18 protein-coding genes are annotated in these 21,849 nt (G+C 71.0%); 16 read left to right on the top strand and 2 right to left on the bottom strand.

Annotated elements, in window-relative coordinates; translation table 11 throughout:
• Positions 1 to 32: 32 nt before the first annotated feature.
• The 16 genes from ACFVXG_RS41840 (at position 33) to ACFVXG_RS41915 (ending at position 18,733) form a co-directional block, all read left to right on the top strand.
• Positions 33 to 1,121 (top strand): hypothetical protein, encoded by a 1,089-nt coding sequence (locus ACFVXG_RS41840; RefSeq protein WP_387935734.1) that lies wholly within the window; start codon positions 33 to 35, stop codon positions 1,119 to 1,121.
• On the top strand, positions 1,121 to 2,158 hold the full coding sequence (locus tag ACFVXG_RS41845; protein ID WP_387935735.1) for a glycosyltransferase family 2 protein: 1,038 nt from the start codon (positions 1,121 to 1,123) through the stop codon (positions 2,156 to 2,158). The genes ACFVXG_RS41840 and ACFVXG_RS41845 overlap by 1 nt, the downstream gene beginning before the upstream one ends.
• Entirely contained in the window at positions 2,155 to 3,102 is a 948-nt protein-coding gene (locus ACFVXG_RS41850; RefSeq protein WP_387935736.1) for a radical SAM protein, read from the top strand. The genes ACFVXG_RS41845 and ACFVXG_RS41850 overlap by 4 nt, the downstream gene beginning before the upstream one ends.
• Positions 3,099 to 3,656 (top strand): phosphoribosyltransferase, encoded by a 558-nt coding sequence (locus tag ACFVXG_RS41855; RefSeq protein ID WP_387935737.1) that lies wholly within the window; start codon positions 3,099 to 3,101, stop codon positions 3,654 to 3,656. The genes ACFVXG_RS41850 and ACFVXG_RS41855 overlap by 4 nt, the downstream gene beginning before the upstream one ends.
• Positions 3,653 to 4,789, top strand: a complete 1,137-nt coding sequence (locus ACFVXG_RS41860; protein ID WP_387935738.1) for a glycosyltransferase family 4 protein — start codon at positions 3,653 to 3,655, stop codon at positions 4,787 to 4,789. Before ACFVXG_RS41855 ends, ACFVXG_RS41860 begins: the two co-directional genes overlap by 4 nt.
• Complete coding sequence (locus ACFVXG_RS41865) at positions 4,789 to 5,652, top strand: 5'-3' exonuclease H3TH domain-containing protein (protein ID WP_387935739.1); 864 nt, start codon at positions 4,789 to 4,791, stop codon at positions 5,650 to 5,652. Before ACFVXG_RS41860 ends, ACFVXG_RS41865 begins: the two co-directional genes overlap by 1 nt.
• Before the next feature lie 8 nt (positions 5,653 to 5,660).
• Positions 5,661 to 6,266, top strand: a complete 606-nt coding sequence (locus ACFVXG_RS41870) for a PIG-L deacetylase family protein (protein ID WP_387935740.1) — start codon at positions 5,661 to 5,663, stop codon at positions 6,264 to 6,266.
• A 51-nt stretch (positions 6,267 to 6,317) separates the two neighbouring features.
• Entirely contained in the window at positions 6,318 to 6,914 is a 597-nt protein-coding gene (gene folE / locus ACFVXG_RS41875; RefSeq protein WP_387935741.1) for a GTP cyclohydrolase I, read from the top strand.
• A 435-nt stretch (positions 6,915 to 7,349) separates the two neighbouring features.
• Complete coding sequence (locus ACFVXG_RS41880) at positions 7,350 to 8,969, top strand: hypothetical protein (RefSeq protein ID WP_387935742.1); 1,620 nt, start codon at positions 7,350 to 7,352, stop codon at positions 8,967 to 8,969.
• A gap of 62 nt (positions 8,970 to 9,031) precedes the next feature.
• Complete coding sequence (locus ACFVXG_RS41885) at positions 9,032 to 9,577, top strand: AAA family ATPase (RefSeq protein ID WP_387935743.1); 546 nt, start codon at positions 9,032 to 9,034, stop codon at positions 9,575 to 9,577.
• A complete protein-coding gene (locus ACFVXG_RS41890) occupies positions 9,574 to 10,431 on the top strand; it encodes an aminoglycoside phosphotransferase family protein (protein ID WP_387935744.1) in 858 nt (285 codons plus the stop codon). The genes ACFVXG_RS41885 and ACFVXG_RS41890 overlap by 4 nt, the downstream gene beginning before the upstream one ends.
• Positions 10,432 to 10,821: 390 nt before the next feature.
• On the top strand, positions 10,822 to 10,983 hold the full coding sequence (locus ACFVXG_RS41895) for a hypothetical protein (RefSeq protein WP_387935745.1): 162 nt from the start codon (positions 10,822 to 10,824) through the stop codon (positions 10,981 to 10,983).
• Positions 10,984 to 11,216: 233 nt separating this feature from the next.
• Positions 11,217 to 12,356, top strand: a complete 1,140-nt coding sequence (locus ACFVXG_RS41900) for a hypothetical protein (RefSeq protein WP_387935746.1) — start codon at positions 11,217 to 11,219, stop codon at positions 12,354 to 12,356.
• Positions 12,357 to 12,394: 38 nt separating this feature from the next.
• Complete coding sequence (locus ACFVXG_RS41905) at positions 12,395 to 15,634, top strand: hypothetical protein (RefSeq protein ID WP_387935747.1); 3,240 nt, start codon at positions 12,395 to 12,397, stop codon at positions 15,632 to 15,634.
• Positions 15,631 to 18,321 (top strand): RNaseH domain-containing protein, encoded by a 2,691-nt coding sequence (locus ACFVXG_RS41910; protein WP_387935748.1) that lies wholly within the window; start codon positions 15,631 to 15,633, stop codon positions 18,319 to 18,321. The genes ACFVXG_RS41905 and ACFVXG_RS41910 overlap by 4 nt, the downstream gene beginning before the upstream one ends.
• A 220-nt stretch (positions 18,322 to 18,541) precedes the next feature.
• Complete coding sequence (locus tag ACFVXG_RS41915) at positions 18,542 to 18,733, top strand: helix-turn-helix transcriptional regulator (RefSeq protein WP_387935749.1); 192 nt, start codon at positions 18,542 to 18,544, stop codon at positions 18,731 to 18,733.
• A gap of 54 nt (positions 18,734 to 18,787) precedes the next feature.
• Here the strand turns inward: ACFVXG_RS41915 and ACFVXG_RS41920 are convergent, their stop codons facing one another.
• Together ACFVXG_RS41920 and ACFVXG_RS41925 are read right to left on the bottom strand one after the other, a co-directional pair.
• Positions 18,788 to 19,942, bottom strand: coding sequence for a tyrosine-type recombinase/integrase (locus tag ACFVXG_RS41920; protein ID WP_387935750.1), 1,155 nt, complete (start codon positions 19,940 to 19,942; stop codon positions 18,788 to 18,790).
• 129 nt (positions 19,943 to 20,071) lie between these two features.
• Positions 20,072 to 21,691, bottom strand: a complete 1,620-nt coding sequence (locus ACFVXG_RS41925; protein WP_387935751.1) for a multicopper oxidase family protein — start codon at positions 21,689 to 21,691, stop codon at positions 20,072 to 20,074.
• Positions 21,692 to 21,849 lie beyond the last annotated feature (158 nt).

The raw sequence follows: 21,849 nt of genomic DNA on the forward strand, positions 1-21,849 counted from the left end.
TCTCTGTGTACGGTCGTGCGAAGGGGGCGTTGGTGGCCGATCTGAAGGTGTTCCGGCGGGGTGCTGATGGCCGGGATGTCGAGCTGCGGGGTTCGACGGTGGCGCGGGAGCGGGAGTTGCAGCGGAGGGTCGAGGGGGCGCTGGAGGCAATGTTGGGGGTGCGGTTCCTGGCGTCGGAGTACGCGACGGGGCCGTGGCATCAGGGGCGGATCGACACGCTGGGGCTGGACGAGGACGGCGTGCCGGTGGTCATCGAGTTCAAGCGCGGGCGCGATGCCGGGGTGATCGCCCAGGCTGGGTCCTACCTGGTCTGGCTGCTGGCGCACCGGCACGAGTTCGAGGCCCTGGTGCGCAGACAACTGGGCGCCGATGCGGCAGAGGCGGTCGACTGGCGGCGGCCTCGGGTGATCTGCGTCGCTGGCGAGTTCTCGCGCCATGACCGGGCTGCTGCTTCACTCTACCAGCGGGATTACCGTGTGGACCTGGTGCGCTACCGGGTCTTCGGTCCGGACCTGCTGACGCTGCAGCTGGTCGAGACCGTTCCGGGCTTCTCCGCCTCCGGTGCCTCGCCGGTGCCGGCTGCTCCGGCCGACGAGGCGAACAACGAGCCGGAGGCGGGCGCGGTGTCGGCGGGGGTCGCCCAGGTGGAGGTGCCGGGGTGCCTGCGGGAGCTGTACGGCGAGTTGGACGAGGTGCTGACCGCGGCGGGCGAGCTGGAGGCGCCGGAGTCCCGGCTACTGCCCGCCCTGGAGCGGTACACCGGGGGCATCGCCCCGCAGCTGAGCGCCCGCTTCGCCGGGCACCGGGAGGCCCGCGGCCGGATCCGCTTCCTGTCCGCCGCCTACGGCCTGGTCCGGGCGGACGACCTGCTCGCCTCCTACGACCAGCGGCTCGACGCCGGCCTGGCCGGGCAGCTGCGCCCGGTGGTGGCCGAGCAGATCCGGCGCGACTTCACGACCAACGGCGTCCCGCGGCGGGTGCTGCTGGTCCTCGAACCCGACTACCTGGTCCTGCTCGCCGACCTCCTGGCCCTGCCGGAGCGCCCGGCTCTGCACTGGATCTCCGACCCTCGCGGCTGGCCGCAGGCCGCCGCCGTGCTCGACGAATGGAGGTGGCCGTGATGCACACCAGCCTCGCGGACACGCTCAAGACCCAGGCCAACGCCCACCGGTACTTCACGATGGACTTCACCGCGCGCACCGGTCTGGGCTGGCACCAGCCCACCCCTGCGAGCGCCAGCGCGGGCCACGCGGTGTCGGTGGTGATCCCGGCCCGCAACACCGCCTACGCCCTGCCGACGGTGCTGGACGCGCTCGGCGCCCAGCAGCACGCGGCCGAGGTGGAGGTGATCCTGGTCGACGACGCGTCCACCGACGCGACGTTCGACATCGCCCGCCGGCACCCGGCGGTCACCACCGAGGTGCGCCTGACCGAGCGCCGCGGCTCGGCCGCCGCGCGCAACGCCGGGGCCCGCCTCGCCCAAGCCCCGACCGTGCTGTTCGTCGACGCGGACATGGTGCTGCCCTCGCACGTGATCGCCGACGTGGCCGCACGGGCCGCGGACGACACCGTGCTGACCGGGTTCCGGCACAACGTCCCCTACCAGGCAGCGCCGTGCGGCGGGCTGCGGCTGCCCGACGGGCCTCCACTCCTGGCCGCCGACCACCGCGTCACCTGGACACCCCCCGTCGACAAGCCGCTGCCCTACTCCGGCATCACCCTCGCCGAGGAGCTGGACGGCCGGCCGCTGGACGCCACCGACGACTTCCAGGCCCTGGGCTACGGCCGGTTCTACTACGACTGGGACTTGCCACGGATGGCCGTCACCGCGCTGCTGGCCGTGCCGCGCGACCAGCTGGCGTACGTCGGCGGCTTCGACGAGGAGTTCGGCGCGCTGGGCTGGGGCATGGAGGACACCCACCTGGGCGCGGCCCTGATCGCCGCCGGCTGCCTCGTCATCCCGCTGCGCCAGGCCGTCGGCTTCCACCTCGACCCGCCGGACGCCGCTGCCCAGTGGCAGTCCAAGCTCGCCACCTGGCCCGCGACGCTCGCCCGCTACCGCCACCTGCTGTCCCTGCCCGCGCCCGCCGGGCAGGGCCGCGCGTTCGCCACCGCCGCCGACAAGCACCTGACCGACTCCGAGGTGATCTCCCGATGATCCGCGCCTTCGCCGCCGCCATCTTCGACGGCACCACCGTCGTGCACGACCCGGCGGTCGGCACCAACCACCTTCCGCCCCGGCCGATCCCGGCGGGCTGCGTCGGCCTGGACGACCACGAGGTCGCCCTCTGGCCCCTGGCCGACCCGTCCGTCCTCGCGCTCGACTACCCGTTGAGCATGTGCTGGTCCCCGATCGTGCGCTGCAACCTGACCTGCCCGCAGTGCCTCGACGACAAGAGCGTGCGCGAGTCCACCGCCGAGGAGCGGCGCGTCCTCGCCTCCCACATCGCCGCCTCGGGCGTTCTGGGCGTCGACATCTCCGGCGGGGAGCCGCTGCTGCTGCGCGACCTGCCCGACCTCGCCCACGCGATCCGCAGCACGGGCACCAGCGTGGTCAGCTGCACCACCAACGGCTGGCACCTCGCCCGGCGCGCAGGCGAACTCTCCGGTGCCCTGGACGCGATCCGGGTCTCCCTTGACGGCGCCACCGCGGCCACCCACGACACCTGGCGCGGCCAGGACAGCTACCGCCGCGCCGTCAAGGGCATCTGCGCCGCCGTGCAGGAAGGCCTGTTCGTCCAGCTCCAGATGGTCCTCATGCAGGCCAACGAGCACGAGGCCCAGAAGCTGCTGGACCTCGCCGCCCGGCTCGGCGCCGGCGGGGTGACCTTCCTCCAGATGCTCCCCATCGGCGACGGCGCCGCGCTCGCCGCAGAGCAGGTGCTCACCGACGAACAGGCCCAGGAGACCGTCGGCCCGCTGACCGTCCCACCCGGCGTCCGGGTCCGGCTGCGCACCCGCAAGAGCGCGGGCGGCTTCACCGTTTTGCGTGCCGACGGCTTCGCCTGGCGCAACACCCGGGGCGCCACCGGAATCTCCGCGTTCGTCCCCGTCACCGGCCCGGACGACCTGCGCCTGCCGACCCCCGGGAGCAGCTCATGAGCAGCACCCCCGACACCGCGCGGCGGGTCTTCGCGCAGCACGTCCCGTTCGTACCGACGCACTATCAGTGCTTCGACGCGGCCCGGATGCTCGCCGAATCCGTCGTCGGTACCGAGCCGGAGGTCACCTGCGTGATCGGCATCGCCTCCGGCGGCACCAGCCCGGCCCGCGTCATGGCCGACTACCTCAAAGTGCCCTTCCACACCGTCACCGCCCGGCACAACGCCAGCGACGCCGCGTTCCAGCAGGCCACCGGCACCGTCGAGGTCCTGCTCCCCGAGGCGCTGCCCGGGCGCTTCACCGGGACGGTGCTCCTCGTCGACGACATCACCGGCACCGGAGCGACGTTCGCCGCCGTCACCGACGCGCTACGCGCCCGGTTCGCCGACGGTGCCGCGGTCATGACGGCGGCGCTGTTCCGCAACCGCGGCTGCCCGCTGAACCCCGACCGGTGGGCCTGGACCGTCAACGACTGGGTCGTCTTCCCCTGGGAGAGGCCGCACCATGGCCTGACCCAGCCCGTCCCGGCCCTGCGGCGGGTGAACGCCCGGTGATCACCCGCACCGCCTCGTCCCGGGGCGTCCTGCTGGTCCTCGTCTCCTGGACCCCTGACGCCCCGGCCGGCATCGAACGCGCCACGGCCGCCCTGGCCCTCGGCCTCGCCCAGGGCGGCCACCGCCCCGTCATCGCCACCGCCGCGCCCCAACCCGAGGGCCCCGGCCTTCCCGGCGTCACCATCGCCGGGCTGCGGCTCGACGACGTGGAGTTCCCCTGCGACGACACCGTCCTGCGCCACGCCATCACCTACCAGGACAGCAGGCTGACCCGGCAGATCCGGGACCTGATCACCGAGCACCGCATCGACACCGTCCTGTTCTGCGACGCCCTGTGGGGGCTCGGCCGCCTGCGCGGGGACCTGCCCGGCCACGTCCGCCGGGCGCTCGCCGCCCACGTCAAGCCGCACGTTCTCGACGCCGGGCCCACGCTCGCCCGCGCCACCCGCGTCCTCGTGCCCTCCGCCGTCGTCCGCGACGAGCTGGCCGCCTGGGGCCCGCGCAACCTCCGCGTCGTCCCCAACGCCCTCATGGCCGACGCCTCGGCGGCCCCGCCCACATCGGAGCGTCGCGAGCAGCTTCGCCGCGGCGGCCCGGTGCGCGTCCTGGCACGGCTCGGGCCGGAGAAGGGCGTGCTCGACCTGCTGGAGGCCTGCCCCGGCTGGGACCGGCCCGTCGAGGTGGCCCTCGCCGAAGCCGGGTTCGAGGCCAGCACGGGCTCGCAGTCCGAACTCCTCCAGCGCTGTTGCCGAGCGGCGGACCGTCTCCCGGATGTCCGGCTGCGCGGTGCGCTGGCCTGGGAGGAGGTGCTGCCCTGGCTCGCTGGAGCAGCCGTGGTGATCGTCCCCAGCCACCGGGAGACCTTCGGCCTGGTGGCGCTGGAGGCCATGAGCGTCGGCACCCCGGTCGTCGCCTACCGGGTCGGCAACCTGCCCGCCCTGATCAGCCCGACCGGCGACGGCGACCACCTGCTCGTCGACCACGACGAGGGCCCGGCCGCCCTCCACAAGGCGGCACAAGCCCTTCTGGAAGATGACATACTGTACGCCGCGACTACACAGACCGTGTATCGGCGGGCGGCCCAGTTCCAGCCCCGCCGAATCGCTGACTTCTTCATGGAGGCGGTGTCGTGATGCCCGAAACCCCCGCAACCCCTGCCCCGTTGCTGCTCGTCGACGGGTTCAACCTGCTGTGGGCCGGCACCTTCGGCTTCCCCGCCCCGATCTTCTCCCGCGACAAGTCCCGTGAGCTGACCGGCCTGTTCGCCTTCTTCGCCCTGCTGCGCGCCACGATCCGCGACGACCTCGACGTCGCGCCGCCGGAGGTCCTGGTCGTCTTCGACGGCGAGCACGGCTCCGCCGACCGCGCGGCCGCCGACCAGGAGTACAAGGCGAACCGGGAGGCGACACCCGAGGCGCTCAAGCCGCTGCAGTTCCTCGCCCCGGTGAAGGACGGCCTGGACACGTGCGGGATCCGGTGGGCCGAGGTCGACGACGCCGAGGCCGACGACGTCATCGCCACCCTCGCCACCCGGGCCGCGGCTTCCCGACCGGTCCTGGTCATGTCGAGGGATATGGACTTCTACCAGCTCCTGACCGACGACGTACGCGTCCTCAACCGCTCGCGCAAGTCCTCCCAACGCATCATCACCGCCGACGAGGTCCTCGCCCGCTTCGGCGTCACCCCGGCCCAGTGGCCGGCCTTCCGCGCCCTGACCGGCGACAAGTCCGACAACATCCCCGGCGTCCGCGGCGTCGGTCCGAAGGTCGCCGCCACCCTGCTGCGCGACGGCATGCGGCTGCGCGATCTGCCCGGCTCCGGGCGGCTGACCGGCGCCAAGGGCGCCGCCGTCACCACCGCCTGGGCCGACGTGCTCCGCTGGGAGGCGATGATCACGGTCCGCCGCGACGTGGACGTGCCGGTCACCCTCCGCGGCGAGGCCAGCCCCCAGCTGCCGAAGCCCGCCGACGTCGTCGAGAAGCTGGGGCTGTGGTGACCGGCGCCTTGCCGGGTTCGGTTCTGGCCGTCTTCGCGCACCCCGACGACGCCGAGCTGTGGGCGGGCGCAACCCTCGCCCTCCACGCCAGGCACGCCGCCGTCACCGTCGCCGTCCCGCTCCACGACGACGTCCGCGACGCCGAGGCCCGCAAGGGTTCAGTCGCTCTCGGCGCCGGCCTGCTCCAGGTCCCCCGGCTCGACCACGCCACCGTGCGGCAGCTGCTGCTGGAAGTGCGGCCGGACATCGTCATCACCCACCCGCTCGACGACGTCCACCCCGAGCACCGGGCGGTCGCCGCCGCCGTGCTCGCGGCCGTCCCCGAGCCCCGGATCGCCACCGGCCGCCCGAGCCGCTTCTACACCTGCGACACCTACAACTCGCTCGCCCTCAACGGCCCGGTGCGCGCCGACGTGATCGTGGACGCCACCGACACCTTCGACATCAAGCTGGCCGGGCTACACGAGCACGCGAGCCAGCCGATCGAGCAGCACTTCGGGCCGATGGCCGAGACCCTCGGGCGGCTCTGGGGCGCCCGCATCGGCACCCGGTACGCGGAGGCGTTCACCGCCGTGCCGATCCTCGGCTGCCTGCCCGGCGCCGCCCACCTCTGACGCACCGCACTGCGCGTCCCACCCCGTCAACTCACCCCAAGGGGATGCCCCATGACGTCCATACCCGTGCAAGCCCAGCGCCTCCTCCCGGTCGACCGTCCGCGTGTGGCGGCGGCGACCCGCGAGTTGCTGCTCGCCCTCGGCGAGGACCCCGACCGCGACGGCCTCAAGGACACGCCCCGCCGAGTCGCGGACTGGTGGGGCGAGTTCCTCGACCACGACCCCGGCAGGCTCGACACCGCCTTCGCCCAGGAGGGGCGGTACGGCGACTTCGTTCTGCTGACCGGCATCGAGGCGTGGAGCATGTGCGAGCACCACGTACTCCCGTTCCGCCTCGACGTCTCCATCGCCTACGTCCCGGACGCGTCCGTCCTCGGCCTGTCCAAGTTGGTGCGGCATCTGGAGGCCCACACCCACGCCCTCCAGCTCCAGGAACGCATCACCAACGACGTCGCCCACGACCTCGCCAAGTCCGCCGGCACCGACGACGTCGCCGTCTTCACCCGCGGCGAGCACCTGTGCATGAGCATGCGCGGCGTCAAGGCCACCACGGTGCGCACCACCACCATGTGCCGGCTCGGCCGCACCGAGAGCGACCCCGACCTGGCCGCCCGCATCGAACGCCTTGCGCTCCCCGCCCGCCCGTAGACACCTCTCGCCCCCGACGAGCCTGGAACCGACCTTGCCCGGCCACCACTTCACCCTCTCGGCCTCGCTCGGCACCGACGCGGCGGAAGCCGCGGTCTGGCAGCAGCTCAAGGCTGTTCCTCTGGCGGGCCCGCCTCGCCGTCGAGCCCAAGACAGGTCTGTTCACCGCCGTCGCCCTCACTCCCAGCAGCGGGATCGGGCACCACGAGGCACGACGCTGGCCGCACCGCCCCCGGGCACCGCACCGGTGGCGGTGATCAGCGGCCCGGACGGCGTCGGGAAGCGCAGCCTCGCCGCCCGCTGGGGGCATCGGGCTGGCCGACCGGTTCCCGGACGGCCAGCTCGTGGCCCGCCTGCGCGGAGCGAGCGCTGGGCCTCGGCAAGTCCGAGACGCTGCCGTGGAACACCACCGAACTGCTCGCCCTGTGGCGCTCCGTGAGCGCCACCCGCCGACTGCTGCTGGTCCTGGAGGACACCGACACGGCCGAGCAGGTCCTCCCGCTGGTGCCCGCCAGCGGGCAGTGCGCCGTCGTCGTCACCAGCGCGGCTCCGCTGCCCGCCCTCGCCGCCTTGGGCGCGCGCCACCACTGCCTGGAACCGCACGCACCCGAGCACGCCCTCCTGCTGCTGGGGCGGATCGTCGGCGAGCAGCGCGTGCACGCCGAGCCGCAGGCCGCCGCCGCGCTCGCCTCGGCCTGCGGCGGCATGCCGCTGGCGATCGGCCTCGCCGCCGGGGAGGCTGCTCTCGACCCGGGCCGGCCGCTCGGCGAGCACCCGACGCTGGCCGCGCCCACGCCTTCGGAGGCCGTCGCGGTGGCGACCACCGTTGTCTACGAGTCGCTTCCCGAGCCTGCGGCCCGGCTCCTGCGGCTGCTGGCCCTGATGCCGGCGCCCGACGTCGACACGCTCACCGTCGCCGCCGCGACGGCTACGTCGATTGTCCAGACCGCTCAGCTGCTCCAGGAGCTGGCCGCCAGGCAGCTCCTGGATCACTCCGGACGTGTCGGAGGACGGGGCGAGGTGTACCGGCTGCGGCCTGCCGTCGTCGAGCAGATGCGGGCCACCGCAGCCCGCACCGACTCCACCGCGATCCGGACCCTGGTCGTCCAGCGCTACCTTGACGTCCTGATCGCCACCGCGCACGCCACCGTCCAGCGGCTCACTCCGCACCACCGTGTGCTGCCCCGCCAGTACCGCCACCTGCTCAACGAGCCACCTCGTTTTGCCTCCGACCGCAGCGCGCTCGCCTGGCTGGAGGCCATCGCGCCCGCCTCCCCCACCCCCGAGCGGGACCGGGAACTCGCCGCCTGGGCGCAGCGCACCGCCGAGGCCGCCCTGTTCGAGGCGGCCCTCGGCGACTCCCTCGCCCACCGTCCCGACCCGGGCCTCGACCAGTGCCTACGGTCCATGGGCGAAGCGCGCAGCGGCGCCCAGACCCTCCTACGACGCGCCGCCCCCAGCGGAATCCTCGACCACGAGGAGCTGGAACCCCTCGCCCACCAGTGGGCCGAGCACGCCCTCGGCCTGCTCACCCGAACCCGCGGCGGCGCGTTCGGCCGCCAGCTCACCGCGCTGCGCGCCACCCACCGAATCCTCCGCACGACACCGACCTCGCCGTGCCCGCACTGCGCGATGCCGCTGACCGCGGAACACCTCACCAGCGTGCTCGGCCCCCGCGACCGCATCACCGTCACCTGCCCGCGCTGCGGACCCGCCCACAGCCACCCCGCCGGCCAGCCCCCGCCGACCGTCCACGCCCCCGCCGCCGTCCACCCCGGCCGGCCCTTCACCCTCACCGTCGACGGCCCCGAACACGGCCTGCTCGCCGTCCACTTGCGCCCGCGCAGCAGCCGCTCCGGCAGCTACGCCCACACCACCACCGACCTCGCGCCAGGGCCGCTGACCGTCGACCTCGACGTCCCCACCGACCTGGTGCCCGAACTCGACCGGCTCTGGCTCGTCCACGCCGACCGGTTCCACCTCTCGCTCCATCAGCGGCGCGTGCCCGTCCTGCCCACCGGGTGCAACCCTGACAGCAGTACCCGCACGTCGTAACCCCCAGCCAGCGCACGCAGTTGGCCCGAACACCACCACCCAGCGACGAAAGCGAGACCCCAGTGATCATCTGGCTCAACGGCCCCTTCGGCGGCGGCAAAACCACCCTCGCCACCACCCTGCAGCAGGAACTGCCCGGCGCCGTCCTCTTCGACGCCGAGGAGGTCGGCTTCCTCCTGCGCCAGGTCTTCCCCGGCAAGTACAAGGACTTCCAGGACAACCCGGCCTGGCGCCCCCTGGTCGCCGAGTTCGCCGTCCACTGCCACCGGGAGAACGCCGGCCACCCGGTGATCATCCCGATGACCCTGCTGCGCCAGGACTACGCCGCCGAGATCCACGGTGCCATCCAGGCCAATGGCATCCCGCTCCAGCACCTCCTGCTCCACGCCGACCCGGACACCGTCAGCGCCCGCATCGTCGCCAGCGTCGAGTTCCCCGACGACGAGGCGCGCAGCGAGAAGGTCCGCGCCTTCCGCCGCCGCAAGCTGCCGATCTACACCGAGGCGTACGACGGCTGGCTCGCCGCCGACGCCGAGGTCATCGACACCACCCACCTCACCCCCCGCCAGGTCGCCGACCAGGCGGTGAAGACCATCGGCGCCCTGTGAGCACCACCGTCTCCGAGGCGATAGCGCGCCTCACCGGGCCGGCCGAGGTCGTCGCCGACCTCAGCTGGCCCGGCACCACCGCAACCGTCCGCCTCCTGCGCCGCCCCTCAGGCCAGCACCTCGTCCTCAAGGCGAACAGCCACCCGGACTGCTTCACCCGCGAGCTGCACGCGCTGCGCACCTGGACTCCCGCCCTCGAAACCGCGGCACCCCAACTGGTCGACGCCGACGAGGACGCCCGCGTGCTGCTCATGACCGCACTGCCCGGCATCCGCCTCGACCTCGCCACCCTCACCGCCGCCCAAGAACAGGACGCCTACCGTCAGACCGGCCAACTCCTGCGCCGCCTCCACGAAGCCGGCCCGGCGCAGACGATCGCGGACTTCGGCCGCCAGCGCGCCGCCTACCTGCGCGCCCAGCTCACCGGCCCGACCCACCCCCTCACTACCGCCGAACTCGCCTTCGCCCTAGCCGCCATCGACCAGCTGGAAACCCTGCCCCCACAGAAGTCCCAGCCCTCCCACCTCGACCTCACCGCCCGCAACCTCCTCGCCGACACCGACGAACGCGGGCGACCGAGGATCGCCATGATCGACTTCGAGACCAGCCGCTACGAAGCCGCCGGCCGGGACTTCCTCCGCATCACCCAGCGCACCCTGCGCCACCGGGCCGACCTCGCCAGCGCCTTCTACACCGGGTACGACCGACAGTCGACCGAGAACGAGCAGCGCCTCATGCGATGGTGCGGGATCGGGGACGCCGCCGCCATCGCCGTCTCCGCTGCCGTCACCGGCCACGACGACTTCTCCCGCGAGGGCCACGCGGCACTTCGCGCTGCCATGGCCGCCACCTAGCCTTCGCTCGTTCGGCGCTGCTCGGCGGCGCCGCTGGCCACGCCGGGGTCTTCACCACTCCGGCCGACCTCGCGGCCTTCGCTGACCGGCTCCCCACCGCGTACACCTCAGGGCACGGGCTGGGTGCCTGGCTCCGCACCAGAACGGAGCCCAAGGCCGAGATCGAACCCGGCCTCCACCGCAGCCTGGCCTAGATCCTCGCCGACGACGCCCGGGTCGCTTACCACCACGGCTTCACCGGCACCAGCCTCTGCCTCTCCCCCGACACCGGCCGCTACCTGGCCCTCTGCACCAACGCCGTCTACCACCACCAGGACAACCGCACCCACCTCGCCCCGCTCCGCACCCTCGCACTCAAAGCTATCACCGCCGACTGAGAGGACCACCGCCGTGCCCCAGGACACGCTCGCATCGCTGACCACCCTCCGGCTCGGCGGACCAGCCGACACCGTCCTGACCATCTCCGACCCCGCCCAATGGCCCGACGCCACCCGCGAAGTCGGCCACAGCGAGAAGAACGACCCCGTCGTCCTGGGGCACGGAGCAACGTGATCGCCTCGGACGCCAGCCACCCCGGAACCGTCGTGGTCATGAACACCCGTGGCATCACCGTAAGGAAGCTCGACAGCACCACAGTGGGCGTCACCCCGCGCCCTGATCGACCTCGGTCACCAGCCTCTCCGCACCGGTATCGCGGACGCCGCCGCGAACGACCGGCTCTGCGCTGGCTGAGCACCCTCGCCGCCGAACTCGCGGTGCGCCGGAACCTGTGGTAGCCCAAAGGTATGCGGCAGTCGGACGACTACGTCCTCTTGGGGCTGCTTGCTGCCGGACTGGTCGACACCGGTCGGCAACTGCAGCGGCTCGCCGACGCCGTCCCCGGTGACGACCCCGCCCGCAGCACCTTCTCCCCGCGCTGGCAAGAGGGCTTCACCCGGCTGTGGTGGCGGTTGACCGAGGACGGGCAGCCCACCCTGCAGAACTATTACTCCGCTCTCGACCTTTGTAGGGTCCCGCTGGGCGACTGGCCGATCACTCTGGGAATCGCGGCGTCCGATCAGGATGCGGTGCTGCTCAATGGCGGTGGCGTCAGCGAGTTCACTCTGGAGGCCGCGCGTTTCCAACGGGGCGATGTCGAAGCTCAGTTGGTGGAGCACCGGTTGTTTGCGGAGCTGAGGCTGGTCGCCCGCGCGAACGCTGACACCGACCAGGAGGTGCAGGACGGGTACGTCCGGCTGAGGCGGATGCTGATCGAGCAGCCCGTGCTGAGCGACCTCGACGTCGTGCGGTTGGAACAGGAGTTCCCCGCTCGACCGGCCGCCGGCGAGCCGTACGTGATGGCCCTCGTCCGTGCCGCGTACGAGCAGCGGCCGGGCGAGGGCGGCGTGGACCTGGTCCGGTGCGCCAACTGCCGGATTCCGCTGCCGCACGCCCGTCGACGCGCGGCGTGCGGCACACCCGGTTGCAAGACCGCGGCGGAAACGTTCCACGCGGACACCCTGGGCTTCTACTGGGTGCTGCACCGGGCAGCGCGCAGGTTCGTCCACGGGGCGGGCGTGTTCGAGCTCCGAGTCTTCAAGCAGATCGAGAACCTCGGCCTGGAACCTGATCTGTGGGCCGAGCTGGACGCCCTGGATGTCTCGTTCCCCGTCGACCGCGCGGGCAGGACCTATTGGGGCACGGACGAGAAGGACTGGGAGAGCCCAGGACTCCTGGCCCGTTGCTTCTCCTGGCCGCGTGCCCCGGCGTGCACACGCCGGTTCCTGGTCGTGCCGACGCACCGCGCACAGGCCATGTACCTGGCGGATCTCAGGACCGAGCTGGAAGGACGGCTGCCGGCCGATCTCCCGGTCGAGGTCGTTGGCGAGCGCAAGCTGCTCGCCGAGGTGAGGAAGGCCATCCGGGCCCAGGGCAGGCGGCCATGAGGGACGTCACGTCCTGGTACGCGCAGCTCGTGAAGGAGATGGGACTCGAGCAGCAAAGCGTCGAGCCCCTACAGATTCGCGAGTTCTTCGCTGTCGAGGCGGCGCTCACTTTCCTGGCCGACCATTTCCCGGACGAGCCGGTGGAGAGCCTCTGGACACTCCTGTCGAGGTACGCGCTCTGCCGTCCTGCGGACCAGGTGATGCAGGCGCGGGTCCAGCGCTTGAGCCTGCTGCTCGGACGGTACCGAACCGGAAGCCGTTGGAGTCGCAGTCTGCAGGAGTACGACAAGGTCCCGGAGCGTCTTCGGCTCTTCCTACCGCTGACCGGGCCGCTCGGCGACCCCTACGACGAGGAGCACCCCGGCAGCAGGCGCTATCGGATGCGCGAGCCGACCATCGGCACCAGCCGCACTTCCCGCTACCGCGGTGTTCTCGACGAACCCGTGCCGTACGCGCCCCCTCGCCTCAAGCGCGAGGCCGAACTCGGTGAGACCTACTGGTTCGTGAATTCCGACGCAGGCGAAGCCGAGGAGGTCTTCATCCCGGACGTCGCTATCCCCGAACCGCTGAACTACCTGCCGTTGGTGGCCGAGCGCACCAGAAAACCGGTGGAGCTCCCGCCCGAAGCCCTCGTTGCCGCCGCGGCCCGGATGACCCGCGTGCTCGATCCGCTACCCCACATCGAGGAGAAGAACTTCACCGGACGACTCCGTAAGATCCGCTACTTCGCGTGGGACCCGTCGAAGGAGAAGTTCGCCAGGCGCCGAACCGACTGCCGGATCGAAGGGCTCCAGCACGGCATCGGACTTCCGAACAGCGGTAAGACCTCCTACGCCTTGATCGCCACCGTCGCGGCCGTCGAAAGAGGCTACCGGGTCGCGCTGGTCCTTCCTTCGGTCGGCGACTGCCTCAAGATGGTTTCGATGTTCGACGCCCTCGGCATCTCTGCCGTGCCGCTCATCGGTGTCGGCCGCCGCCAAGGCCACGCCAACGGCTACTGGCAGGGCGTCCTCGCCGAGTCGGCCCCCGACTTCCCCTCCCGGCAGGACCCTGCCGTCGACTACGTGACGGTCAACTGTCTTCTGGAGCCCTATCGTTCAGCCCCCGGCGGACGCCACCAGCCGCTTCGGGCCCGGGACTTCCCCTGCCGGGAGAAGCTGTTCGACGTCGACGGCGGCAAGTACAACTGCCCGTTGATTCCGATCTGCCCGTTCCACCGCGCGACCCAACGGATCACCGACGCACAGGTCTGGCTGACCACTCCCGCCGGTCTCATCTCCAGCTGGGCGCAGCCCGTGGACGGCCGGCTGCGCTGGCTGGAGCTCTTCCAGCACCTGGTCGATCTCCTGATCGTCGACGAGGCCGACAAGGTCCAACAGCAACTCGACGAGACCTTCCTGCAGAGCCAGGTCCTGATCCGCGAGGACGACAGCTGGTGGGACACGGAAGTCATCAATGCCCAGGCGGGATTGGGCCACAGCGCCCGGCTCCCCTTCAAGGAGGAACGGGTGACCGAGTACTTCCAGGCCAAGAACGTGGCGGACGGGGCCGTCAACGCCCTCTACCGCGTCCTGCTGGCGCCGGAAGCGGGAAGCCTGCAGCTGCGGAAGCATCTCGACGGCACCTACTTCTCCGGCCACTCCCTGTTCATCGAACTCGCCAGAGCCCTTCAAGGACTGAGCCCGAACAGCCACGGCGACCCCGACCGTGAGGAACGAGCCCAGGCGTACTACCGGAAGAACCTCGAGCAGTTCGTCTTCCACACCTTCGCCCCCGCCGCCGACGGCCCCCTCGGCACCGTCGTCCCCTGGCTGGCCACTCCCCTGATGTCCTTGCGACGACTCTCCAAGGCCCTCGACGCTTGGCTCATTTCCCAGGCACACCCCAGCGCCAGGAATGTCGTGACGAAGCGGCTCGACTACCTCCGGCAACTCCTTCGCGCTGCATACCAGACGTCGATGCTGGGGTCTGCCTATCTGCACATGGCCACCGTACGACCCGCCGTGCAGCAGCGGCTCGAACTGCCCGGCGACGAGAAGTTCTGGAGCTCGCGCCCGCCCGCCGACTACGACGCGCTCGTGCCCGAAGCGCCGCAGGGCAACATGCTGGCCTTCCAGTGGATCGACAACCGCCGTGACACCGGGAACCTCCGGGTCTTCTGGGTACGCGGCATCGGCCGATGGCTGCTGCACCACCTGCACGACCTCCTCTCCCCGGAGGGCATCGACGGACCCAACACCCTGCTGCTGTCGGCCACTTCCTGGGCCGGCCACTCCTCGGCCTACCACGTGGGCGTCCCGGTGACGTTCATCCTCCGTGAGCCCCCGCAGGACCGCGCCGCCATCGCCCGAAGCACCTTCCACTTCAGGCCGGCGCTCACCAGGATCGGGCTGGTGTCACCGGCCGGGAAACTCGGCGACGAACGGCAGGACGCGGTGCGCCAGATCGCCGCGTACATCGCCGGCGCTGGTGGCCCGAGCCTGCTCGGCACCGTACTGTCCGACCTCCCCGAGAACCGGCGAAAGGCACTCCTCGTCGGCCAGAGCAAGACGGACGCCCGGACCGTGGCCGCCTACGTCGTCCAACACACACCGTTCAGCGCGCTGCATGTTGTGTCCGACGACTCACCTCCCGGCCGCTGGGGAATCCAGCGTCGCAACGTACCCCGCTTCGGGATCGGTGACGACGACGCCCTCGCGGCCGCGCTGCTCTCCATCGAGCGCGCGCTGAACATCCTGAACGCGGACGGCACGGCGGCCCTCGGCGTCGCGTTCTTCCTCGTCCGCCCGCATCCGCCCCCGACCGAACTCGACTTCCCGATGGGCAACGCGAACCGGCGCGCGATGCAACTGCTGGAGAACCCAGTGATCGACCCGGCGTCGCTCGCCGACGTGGCGCAGGAGATCCGCAGCGCCGGCCGCTCCGAATGGCACATGCTGCTCGGCCGTCCCGTCGTCTTCCGACACCTGCGGGGTCAGATCCACCAGGCCTTCGTCTGGGACACCATCCCCCAGATCTGGCAGACGATCTGCCGCTGCATCCGCGGCGGGCAGCCCACGGAGGTCTACTTCTGCGACCCGGCGTTCGCCCCACGCCGCGCAGCGGGCGACGTCGTGCCCGACACGGTCCACACCAGCATCCTGCTCGCCATGCAGCGCGCCCTCCAGCGCCAGATTCACCCTGGTTCGTCTGCGGACGCCCGTGACCAACAGGCCGCCGAAGTGTTGTACGGGCTGATGCTGCAGTGCCTGGAGAACATGGATTGGGGTACCCAGTGACCATCGTCCCCTACGACGAGATCCAGCCCCTCGCCTTCACCGTCGACCCCGACGCGTTCCCCGACCGGATGCTGTGGACCCTGGCCTTCCCGGCCGCCTGGATGCGCCTGCTGCACGAACAGTGGCAGCCCCGCTACAAGGACCACCGGATGCCGACCCGAGCCCTGGCCGACCTCGCGGCAGCACTCGACCAGGCGATCGTCGACGTGTCCACCTACGGCCTGGAGCAGCCCGACCGGTACTGGATCGCGGCCGAACGTGCCGTTCCACCCGAACTGCTGCACCACCTCGTCGCCGCCTGGGCCGCCGTGAACGTCACCCGGGACCGCCCTCATGTCGACTGGTACGAGTTGCTCGACCCCTCGGCCACGGACGGCCAATGGGTGGAGCGGCCTGTTCCCATTGGGCGGTGGGACCTCCGCACCAACGGCACCGCCGCACCCGTCGCCGGGATGTTCCAGATCCTGCCGACGCTGCTCGCCGACGAGCTCACCCGCTCCGGGCTCCGCCTGCTCGACGACATGCAGCCCCAGCACCCCCTCATCCTCGGCCCGACCAGCCACGGCCCCCGGGAGGCCGTCGAATGGCCGCCCCGCCCGATGCCCGATCGGGACGGCCCCGCCCCTTGGTCGCTCGGCACCCGCTTCGCCACGCACGTCGCCTGGCAGGAGCCGCTTCCGCGGGTCCACCTCGACCTCGTCCTGCACCGCTGGCTGCACCTGCCACTCGGCTGGTCACCCAACAAGCGACTGCACATCTGGCTACTCGCACCGGACGGTCTGGTCCGCCCCAGCGAAGAACCGACGTTCCTTCAGGCCACCGCTTCATGGCACCACGGCGGCTGGAAGTGGTCCGGGGACCTCGAAGAGCTCGCCACACGGCTCGGTCAGCTCCCCTACCCCCCACTGCCCGGCATCCTCGGGGAGCCCGCGAAGTACCTCGGTGGCGGGCGACGGATGGCCGCCGTGCAGTACCAGTCGGGAATGACGCTGCGCCGCATCAGCCATGACAACTCCCATGGGCCGAAGACCATCCATCACCCGGTGCGGCCAGGCTTCCTCCCGATCGACCACCGCCAGGTCCTCGAAGCCGTCACCAAGGCCGTGGAACCCCTCGGGCTCACTCCCGCCGAAGCCCCGCGTCGGCGCTCGACAGCCACTCGCGCCACCAGCCCCCGCCACGAGCCGCAGGACCGCTCGTACGCCCTGGAGTTCTGGGAGCAGTCCCCGGCATGGCGCAACCTCCTCCTCCAAGCAGTGACCGACCCTGACCACGGGCTCGTCCTGACCGCACTCGCACCAACCGCCGGTAAACCGGCTCCAGGACCGCTCCGCTTCACCGGAGCGTTCGACCTGACCGTCGAACTCGCCCAGATCGGCGCGCTCGCCTCCGGTCTACCCCTCAAGCCCTGGGAGGAGGCCAAAGACCGTGGCCGGCCCGAGGCCCAGCGTCGGCGGATCAGCGAGATCACCAAGGCTCTACGCACCCGGCCGCACCGCCGGAGCGACCGACCGGTCGGCGCACTCGTCGAACTCGACGGTCCGCAAGCATTCAGGGGCAAGGACATCGACGACCCCAAGGAGACGATCCGGGCGGGGTTCGCGGAGAACCGCCACGTCACCCAGTTCATGCTCCCCGTGGCTGGCCACATCGGCACCGAGCCCCCGGAGTCGGATTTTCTGACGCACGACGACGTCGTCGAGGTCGTCCTCGGCGAGGAGGTCGGGGAATCCGAGGAGGAGACGGACGAGCACGACCCTGCTACCAAGGACCTGATGCGGGCCGCCAACTCCCTCCGTGACGCCCTCCGCCAGCTCGGCCGGCTCCCCGAACTCCACCCGGCACCGGGCGGGGAGGAGATCGAGGTCTGGGGCATCTGGCTGGAGCTGGTGAAGGGCACCGTCGTGCCTACCGTGATCCGGGTCCAGCCGAATGGCGAAACGACGGCGCAGCTGCCCGGGGAGCCGGAACTCTCCTACACCGAGCTGCACCTCGCCCTGTCCCGCGAGCAGGGCCGGATCGACCTCGACCGCGCCGACGACAGCGCCTACATCGGTTTCCTCCGCCGGGTTCTCGTGCCCGACCGGCCCACCGGACCGCGCCTGCTCCTGGTGGGCGGGCGCAACGCCCGCAGCCGGGGCTGGCCCTGGCTCCAGACCCAGCACATGCGCGAGGACGTGCTGATCCTGCCAGGGGCCGACCCCGAAGCGAGCGCGCATCTGGACCCGTACGAGGCGAAGGCCGCCGACCCCCTCGATCGCTTCGGTATCCGGCTCCCCGAGGACTGCCCAGGGCTCCGCGTCGTCCGCATCGTCGAACGCGACGCCGCCCGGGAGGTGCCGCACGTCTTCAGCCGGGACGGGAACCGGCCGCAGGGGATGACCCAAGGGCTGTTCCGGCTGCACGACCGCCTCTACTACGGCCTCGCCCCCAAGCCCGTCCAGGCCAAGGGCCCGATCGCCGTCACCAAGTTCGACACCGCCACACCCCGCGCCGCCCGCCGGCGGGGCTGGAACACGAACGCCCTGGAACTCGCCCCGGCGTTCCTCCAGCCCGGTGACGATCCCGCCGAGTGGGCCATGTACGTCCAGTCCCTGCGCACGGCCCACCTCCACACGGACATTGCCACTCGCCTCCCGCACCCCCTCCACACAGCCGACCTCGCCGCCCGCTACATCCGGCGGTAGGAGAGCCGGCCGGGCTGGGTTCGACCTGATCCGTCACCGAGTCCTCCGTCGCTGGTCGTCACGGAGCACTACCACCGACTACACGACGAAGCCGTTCACTGGACACGCCCCACCAACCTGTCGGGTCCGTCGGTATCACACGATGACGGCACGACCCAATCATCCTTTTCCGTAGATATTCGGGCTCCGTCAGATTCGGCTGGTCACACCGGAGGAGCCCGTGTCCGAACAGTTCATGAGCGTCAAGCAGACAGCTGAGTACCTGAACATGTCTATTGCGTGGGTGTATCGCGAGGCACCCCGTGTGGGGCTTTCGCCGTACCGGTTCGGCAACGGGCGTAACGCGAAGCTTCAGTTCAAGGTGTCGGAGCTGCAGGCGTGGGTGAGGCAGCAGCGGCTGTCCGGCAACTGAACCCACGACGGTGGTGGGGGGTCTACGCGAGGGCGCAGACCCCCCACCACTCGCTTATACGGCGAGGCCGAGGTTGAGGACCTGGGCGGCGCGGCTGATGGAGCCGGGCATGAGGTGGCGGTAGGTCTTGAAGGTGATGTCGACGCTGCGGTGACCCATCCATTCGGCGACGTCGGTGATGGGGATGTTGTGGCCGAGGCAGTTCGACGCGAAGAAATGGCGGAAGCTGTAGATGGTCATGCCTTCCGGTATGTCGACGGCACCGGCCTTCTTGATGCGCTGCCACTGCTTCTCCAACAGGTAACCCCGGTAGGGCTTGATGATGTCGTTGGGGTTGCGGAGCAGGTAGCCGTCGACGGTGCCCCACTTGGCCGCGTACTGCTCGATGCTGGCCCTCACGTGGGCCGGGAGGGGGACGTCGCGGTAGTCGTCGGCCTTGCGGTGCTTCATCGGGCCGTAGGTCCTGGTGGTCTGGTTGACCTGTTCGGTGATCCGGTAGACGTCGTCGGCGACGATGTTGTTGATGTTGACCGCGTAGGCCTCGCCGTTGCGCAGGCCGCAGCCGCTCATGAGGTCGGCGATGAGCAGGAAGGTGTCATTGCCGGCCATGCGGATCTCCCTGAGCTGCTCGCGCGAGGGGATGACAGCACGCTTGGCGTCGTACTGCGGGGGCTTGACGCCGTCCAATGGGTTCTCGTCGTAGATGCCGAGCCGGTGGGCGTCGAGCAGGATCGCCTTCAGCTTGTCGAAGGCGTTGGACTGGGTGCCGAGGCCGACACCGTTGCGCTCCATGGTCTGGATGAACGCGTCGACGACCTTGTGGTCGAAGGTCGCCATCCTGCGGCTCTGGAAGGCCGGGTAGAGGTGATTGTCGAGCAGTGAGTCGAGGTGCCGGACCGAGCCGGGGGTGAGGTGGCGCTGGCTGCGCTTCCACTGGGCGACGTAGTCGCCGAACCGCATGGAGCCGTACTTCTGGATGCGCTCCGCCTTCCGCTGGCTCTGCGGGGTGTTCTTCTTCGCCTGGTACACCTCGACGAGCCGGTCCTTGGCCTTGTCCTGGGTGGTGAACCCGGACTCCTCGATCTGCCGGCCGGCCCCGTTGCGGTAGCGGATCTTGTATTCGTGCGGGCACTTGGACCACCGCGACATGGGGTGTTCGCAGTCCTTGAAGAACGTCCCCATGCCGCGGATGAGGGTCGTGGTGGCCATGGTTGATCGGGCTCCCGAGTCTGATGCTGACCTTTTGCTGACTCCGGATGGTCGATCAGGCCCACCGCCTTGGTGGAACCGTTGGTTCCGTGGTACGGCCTGCGGAGGTTTCCGCAGGTCAGACCCCGTCTACGGGACCACGTTGATGAAGCTCATCATGCCGTGGTCCTCGTGGGCGGCGATGTGGCAGTGGAACATCCACTTGCCCGGGTAGTCGGTGAAGGCGACCCGGATGACGACGGTGCCGGGGGTCCCGTTGACGGCGTGGGGGACGGGGACGGTGTCCTGGCGGTGAGTGTAGGGCTCGGGGGTGCCGTTGGCGGAGAGGACCTGGAAGGCGGTGGTGTGGAGGTGGAAGGGGTGGTCCTCGCCGGAGTGGTTGACCAGGGTCCATTCCTCGACGGTGCCGAGCTTGGCCGGGGTGGCGAAGACGGAGCTGCCCGCCGCGAACTGCTGGCCGTTGATGTAGAAGGTGTTGCCGTCGGCGCTCTCGGTGAGGTCGACGGTGCGTCGTCGGGCGACGGGTTCGGTGGCGAGGTCGGCGGGGGCGGTCGGGATGCTGCCGGTGAGCTCGGGGAGGCGGCGCAGCTGGTCGCCGGCGATCCTGATCGTGGCGAGCTCGGTGTCCGGGTAGGCGTCGCCCTGGGGGCCGTTGGTGTAGGCGGTGGTGCGCAGGGTGGCCTTGGCGGGGTGGGCGCCGGCGGTGACGAGGACGTCGTAGCGCTTGCCCGGGGGCAGTAGCAGGGTGTCGGCGGTGGTGACCCGGGCGACCGGGGTGCCGTCCTCGCCGACGACGGTGAAGTGGTAGCCGTCGAGGTGGAGTTGGTAGAAGATGTCGGCCCCGGCGTTGGCCAGGCGCCACAGTTGGGTCTCGTTGGGCCGCATCGAGAGGACCGGCCGCAGGCGGCCGTTGACCAGGCGGACGGTCGGGTTGTCGGAGTTGATCGTCGCCGTGTCGGTGTTCTGCAGGATGTGCCCGACGGGGTCCAGTTGGACGTCCTTGAGCACGAGGGTGTGCGCGGTGACGTGCCGTAGGTCCGCCGGGAGCAGGGTGCGGTCGTCGCCGATGACCAGGGCGCCGGACAGGCCGGCGAAGATCTGGTTCTCCACGTCGCCGGGCATGCCCGCCATGCCCGCCATGCCGGCCGTCCCGGAGGTGTCCGGGGCGCCGGGTGCGGGGCAGGTCGTGCCCATGGCGTGGCTGTGGTACCAGAAGGTGCCCTGGGGGTGGTCGGCGGGGATCGCCAGCCGGTAGGTGGTGTCGGCGCCGGGCGCGACGCACAGGAACGGGTCGTCGGACTGCCCCTCGGGCGAGACGTGCAGCCCGTGGAAGTGCAGGTTGGTGGCCACCGGGAGGTGGTTGACCAGGTGGATGGTGACGGTCGCGCCCGGGTCGGCGTGGATGGTCGGGGCGATGTACGTGCCGGTGTAGGTGGCGCCGTAGACCTCCTTGCCGGAGATGTCGAAGCGGCTGCGGCCGGCGTCCAGGGTGATGGTCAGGTCGGGGTCGGCGGCGCTGCCCGCGTCCGCGACGGGCGGGTCCTGGAACGGCAGGCCGGCCCGCATGCCCCGTTCCTGGTCGGCGGTCGAGGGCGGCGGCGGGGCGGCGGCCGGCGGGGCCGCCATCGCCGAGGCGCCGAGCGCGGCCGAGATGAGCACCGCCACCGCGGTCATCGCGTGGAAAAGCCGCCGGGTGCGACGTATCCGCTGCCGATCGCACTCGGCGGCGGAATCGATGTCGTGGGACATCAGGTCTCCGTTGTTCGGTTGTCCGTGAGGGTGGGTGGAGCTGGACGCATAGCCTGATCGTTTGGCCGGTCCTTGACAACCCCGCGACAATCCACGACACCCCCGGGGCGCCCCCGCGGCAACTCGGTGCCGGTACGGCTCGCGCTCCCGCCCACCCC

It is taken from the genome of Kitasatospora sp. NPDC058162 (assembly GCF_042884005.1).
In the GTDB taxonomy this organism is placed as follows: Bacteria; Actinomycetota; Actinomycetes; order Streptomycetales; family Streptomycetaceae; genus Kitasatospora.

Excerpts from the sequence above, each read along its gene's own strand:
- folE (WP_387935741.1), top strand. The coding sequence starts at position 6,318 with ATGACGTCCATACCCGTGCAAGCCCAGCGCCTCCTCCCGGTCGACCGT.
- ACFVXG_RS41845 (WP_387935735.1), top strand. The coding sequence starts at position 1,121 with ATGCACACCAGCCTCGCGGACACGCTCAAGACCCAGGCCAACGCCCAC.
- ACFVXG_RS41925 (WP_387935751.1), bottom strand. The coding sequence starts at position 21,691 with ATGTCCCACGACATCGATTCCGCCGCCGAGTGCGATCGGCAGCGGATA.
- ACFVXG_RS41865 (WP_387935739.1), top strand. The coding sequence starts at position 4,789 with ATGCCCGAAACCCCCGCAACCCCTGCCCCGTTGCTGCTCGTCGACGGG.
- ACFVXG_RS41900 (WP_387935746.1), top strand. The coding sequence starts at position 11,217 with ATGCGGCAGTCGGACGACTACGTCCTCTTGGGGCTGCTTGCTGCCGGA.
- ACFVXG_RS41855 (WP_387935737.1), top strand. The coding sequence starts at position 3,099 with ATGAGCAGCACCCCCGACACCGCGCGGCGGGTCTTCGCGCAGCACGTC.
- ACFVXG_RS41905 (WP_387935747.1), top strand. The coding sequence starts at position 12,395 with ATGGGACTCGAGCAGCAAAGCGTCGAGCCCCTACAGATTCGCGAGTTC.
- ACFVXG_RS41920 (WP_387935750.1), bottom strand. The coding sequence starts at position 19,942 with ATGGCCACCACGACCCTCATCCGCGGCATGGGGACGTTCTTCAAGGAC.
- ACFVXG_RS41850 (WP_387935736.1), top strand. The coding sequence starts at position 2,155 with ATGATCCGCGCCTTCGCCGCCGCCATCTTCGACGGCACCACCGTCGTG.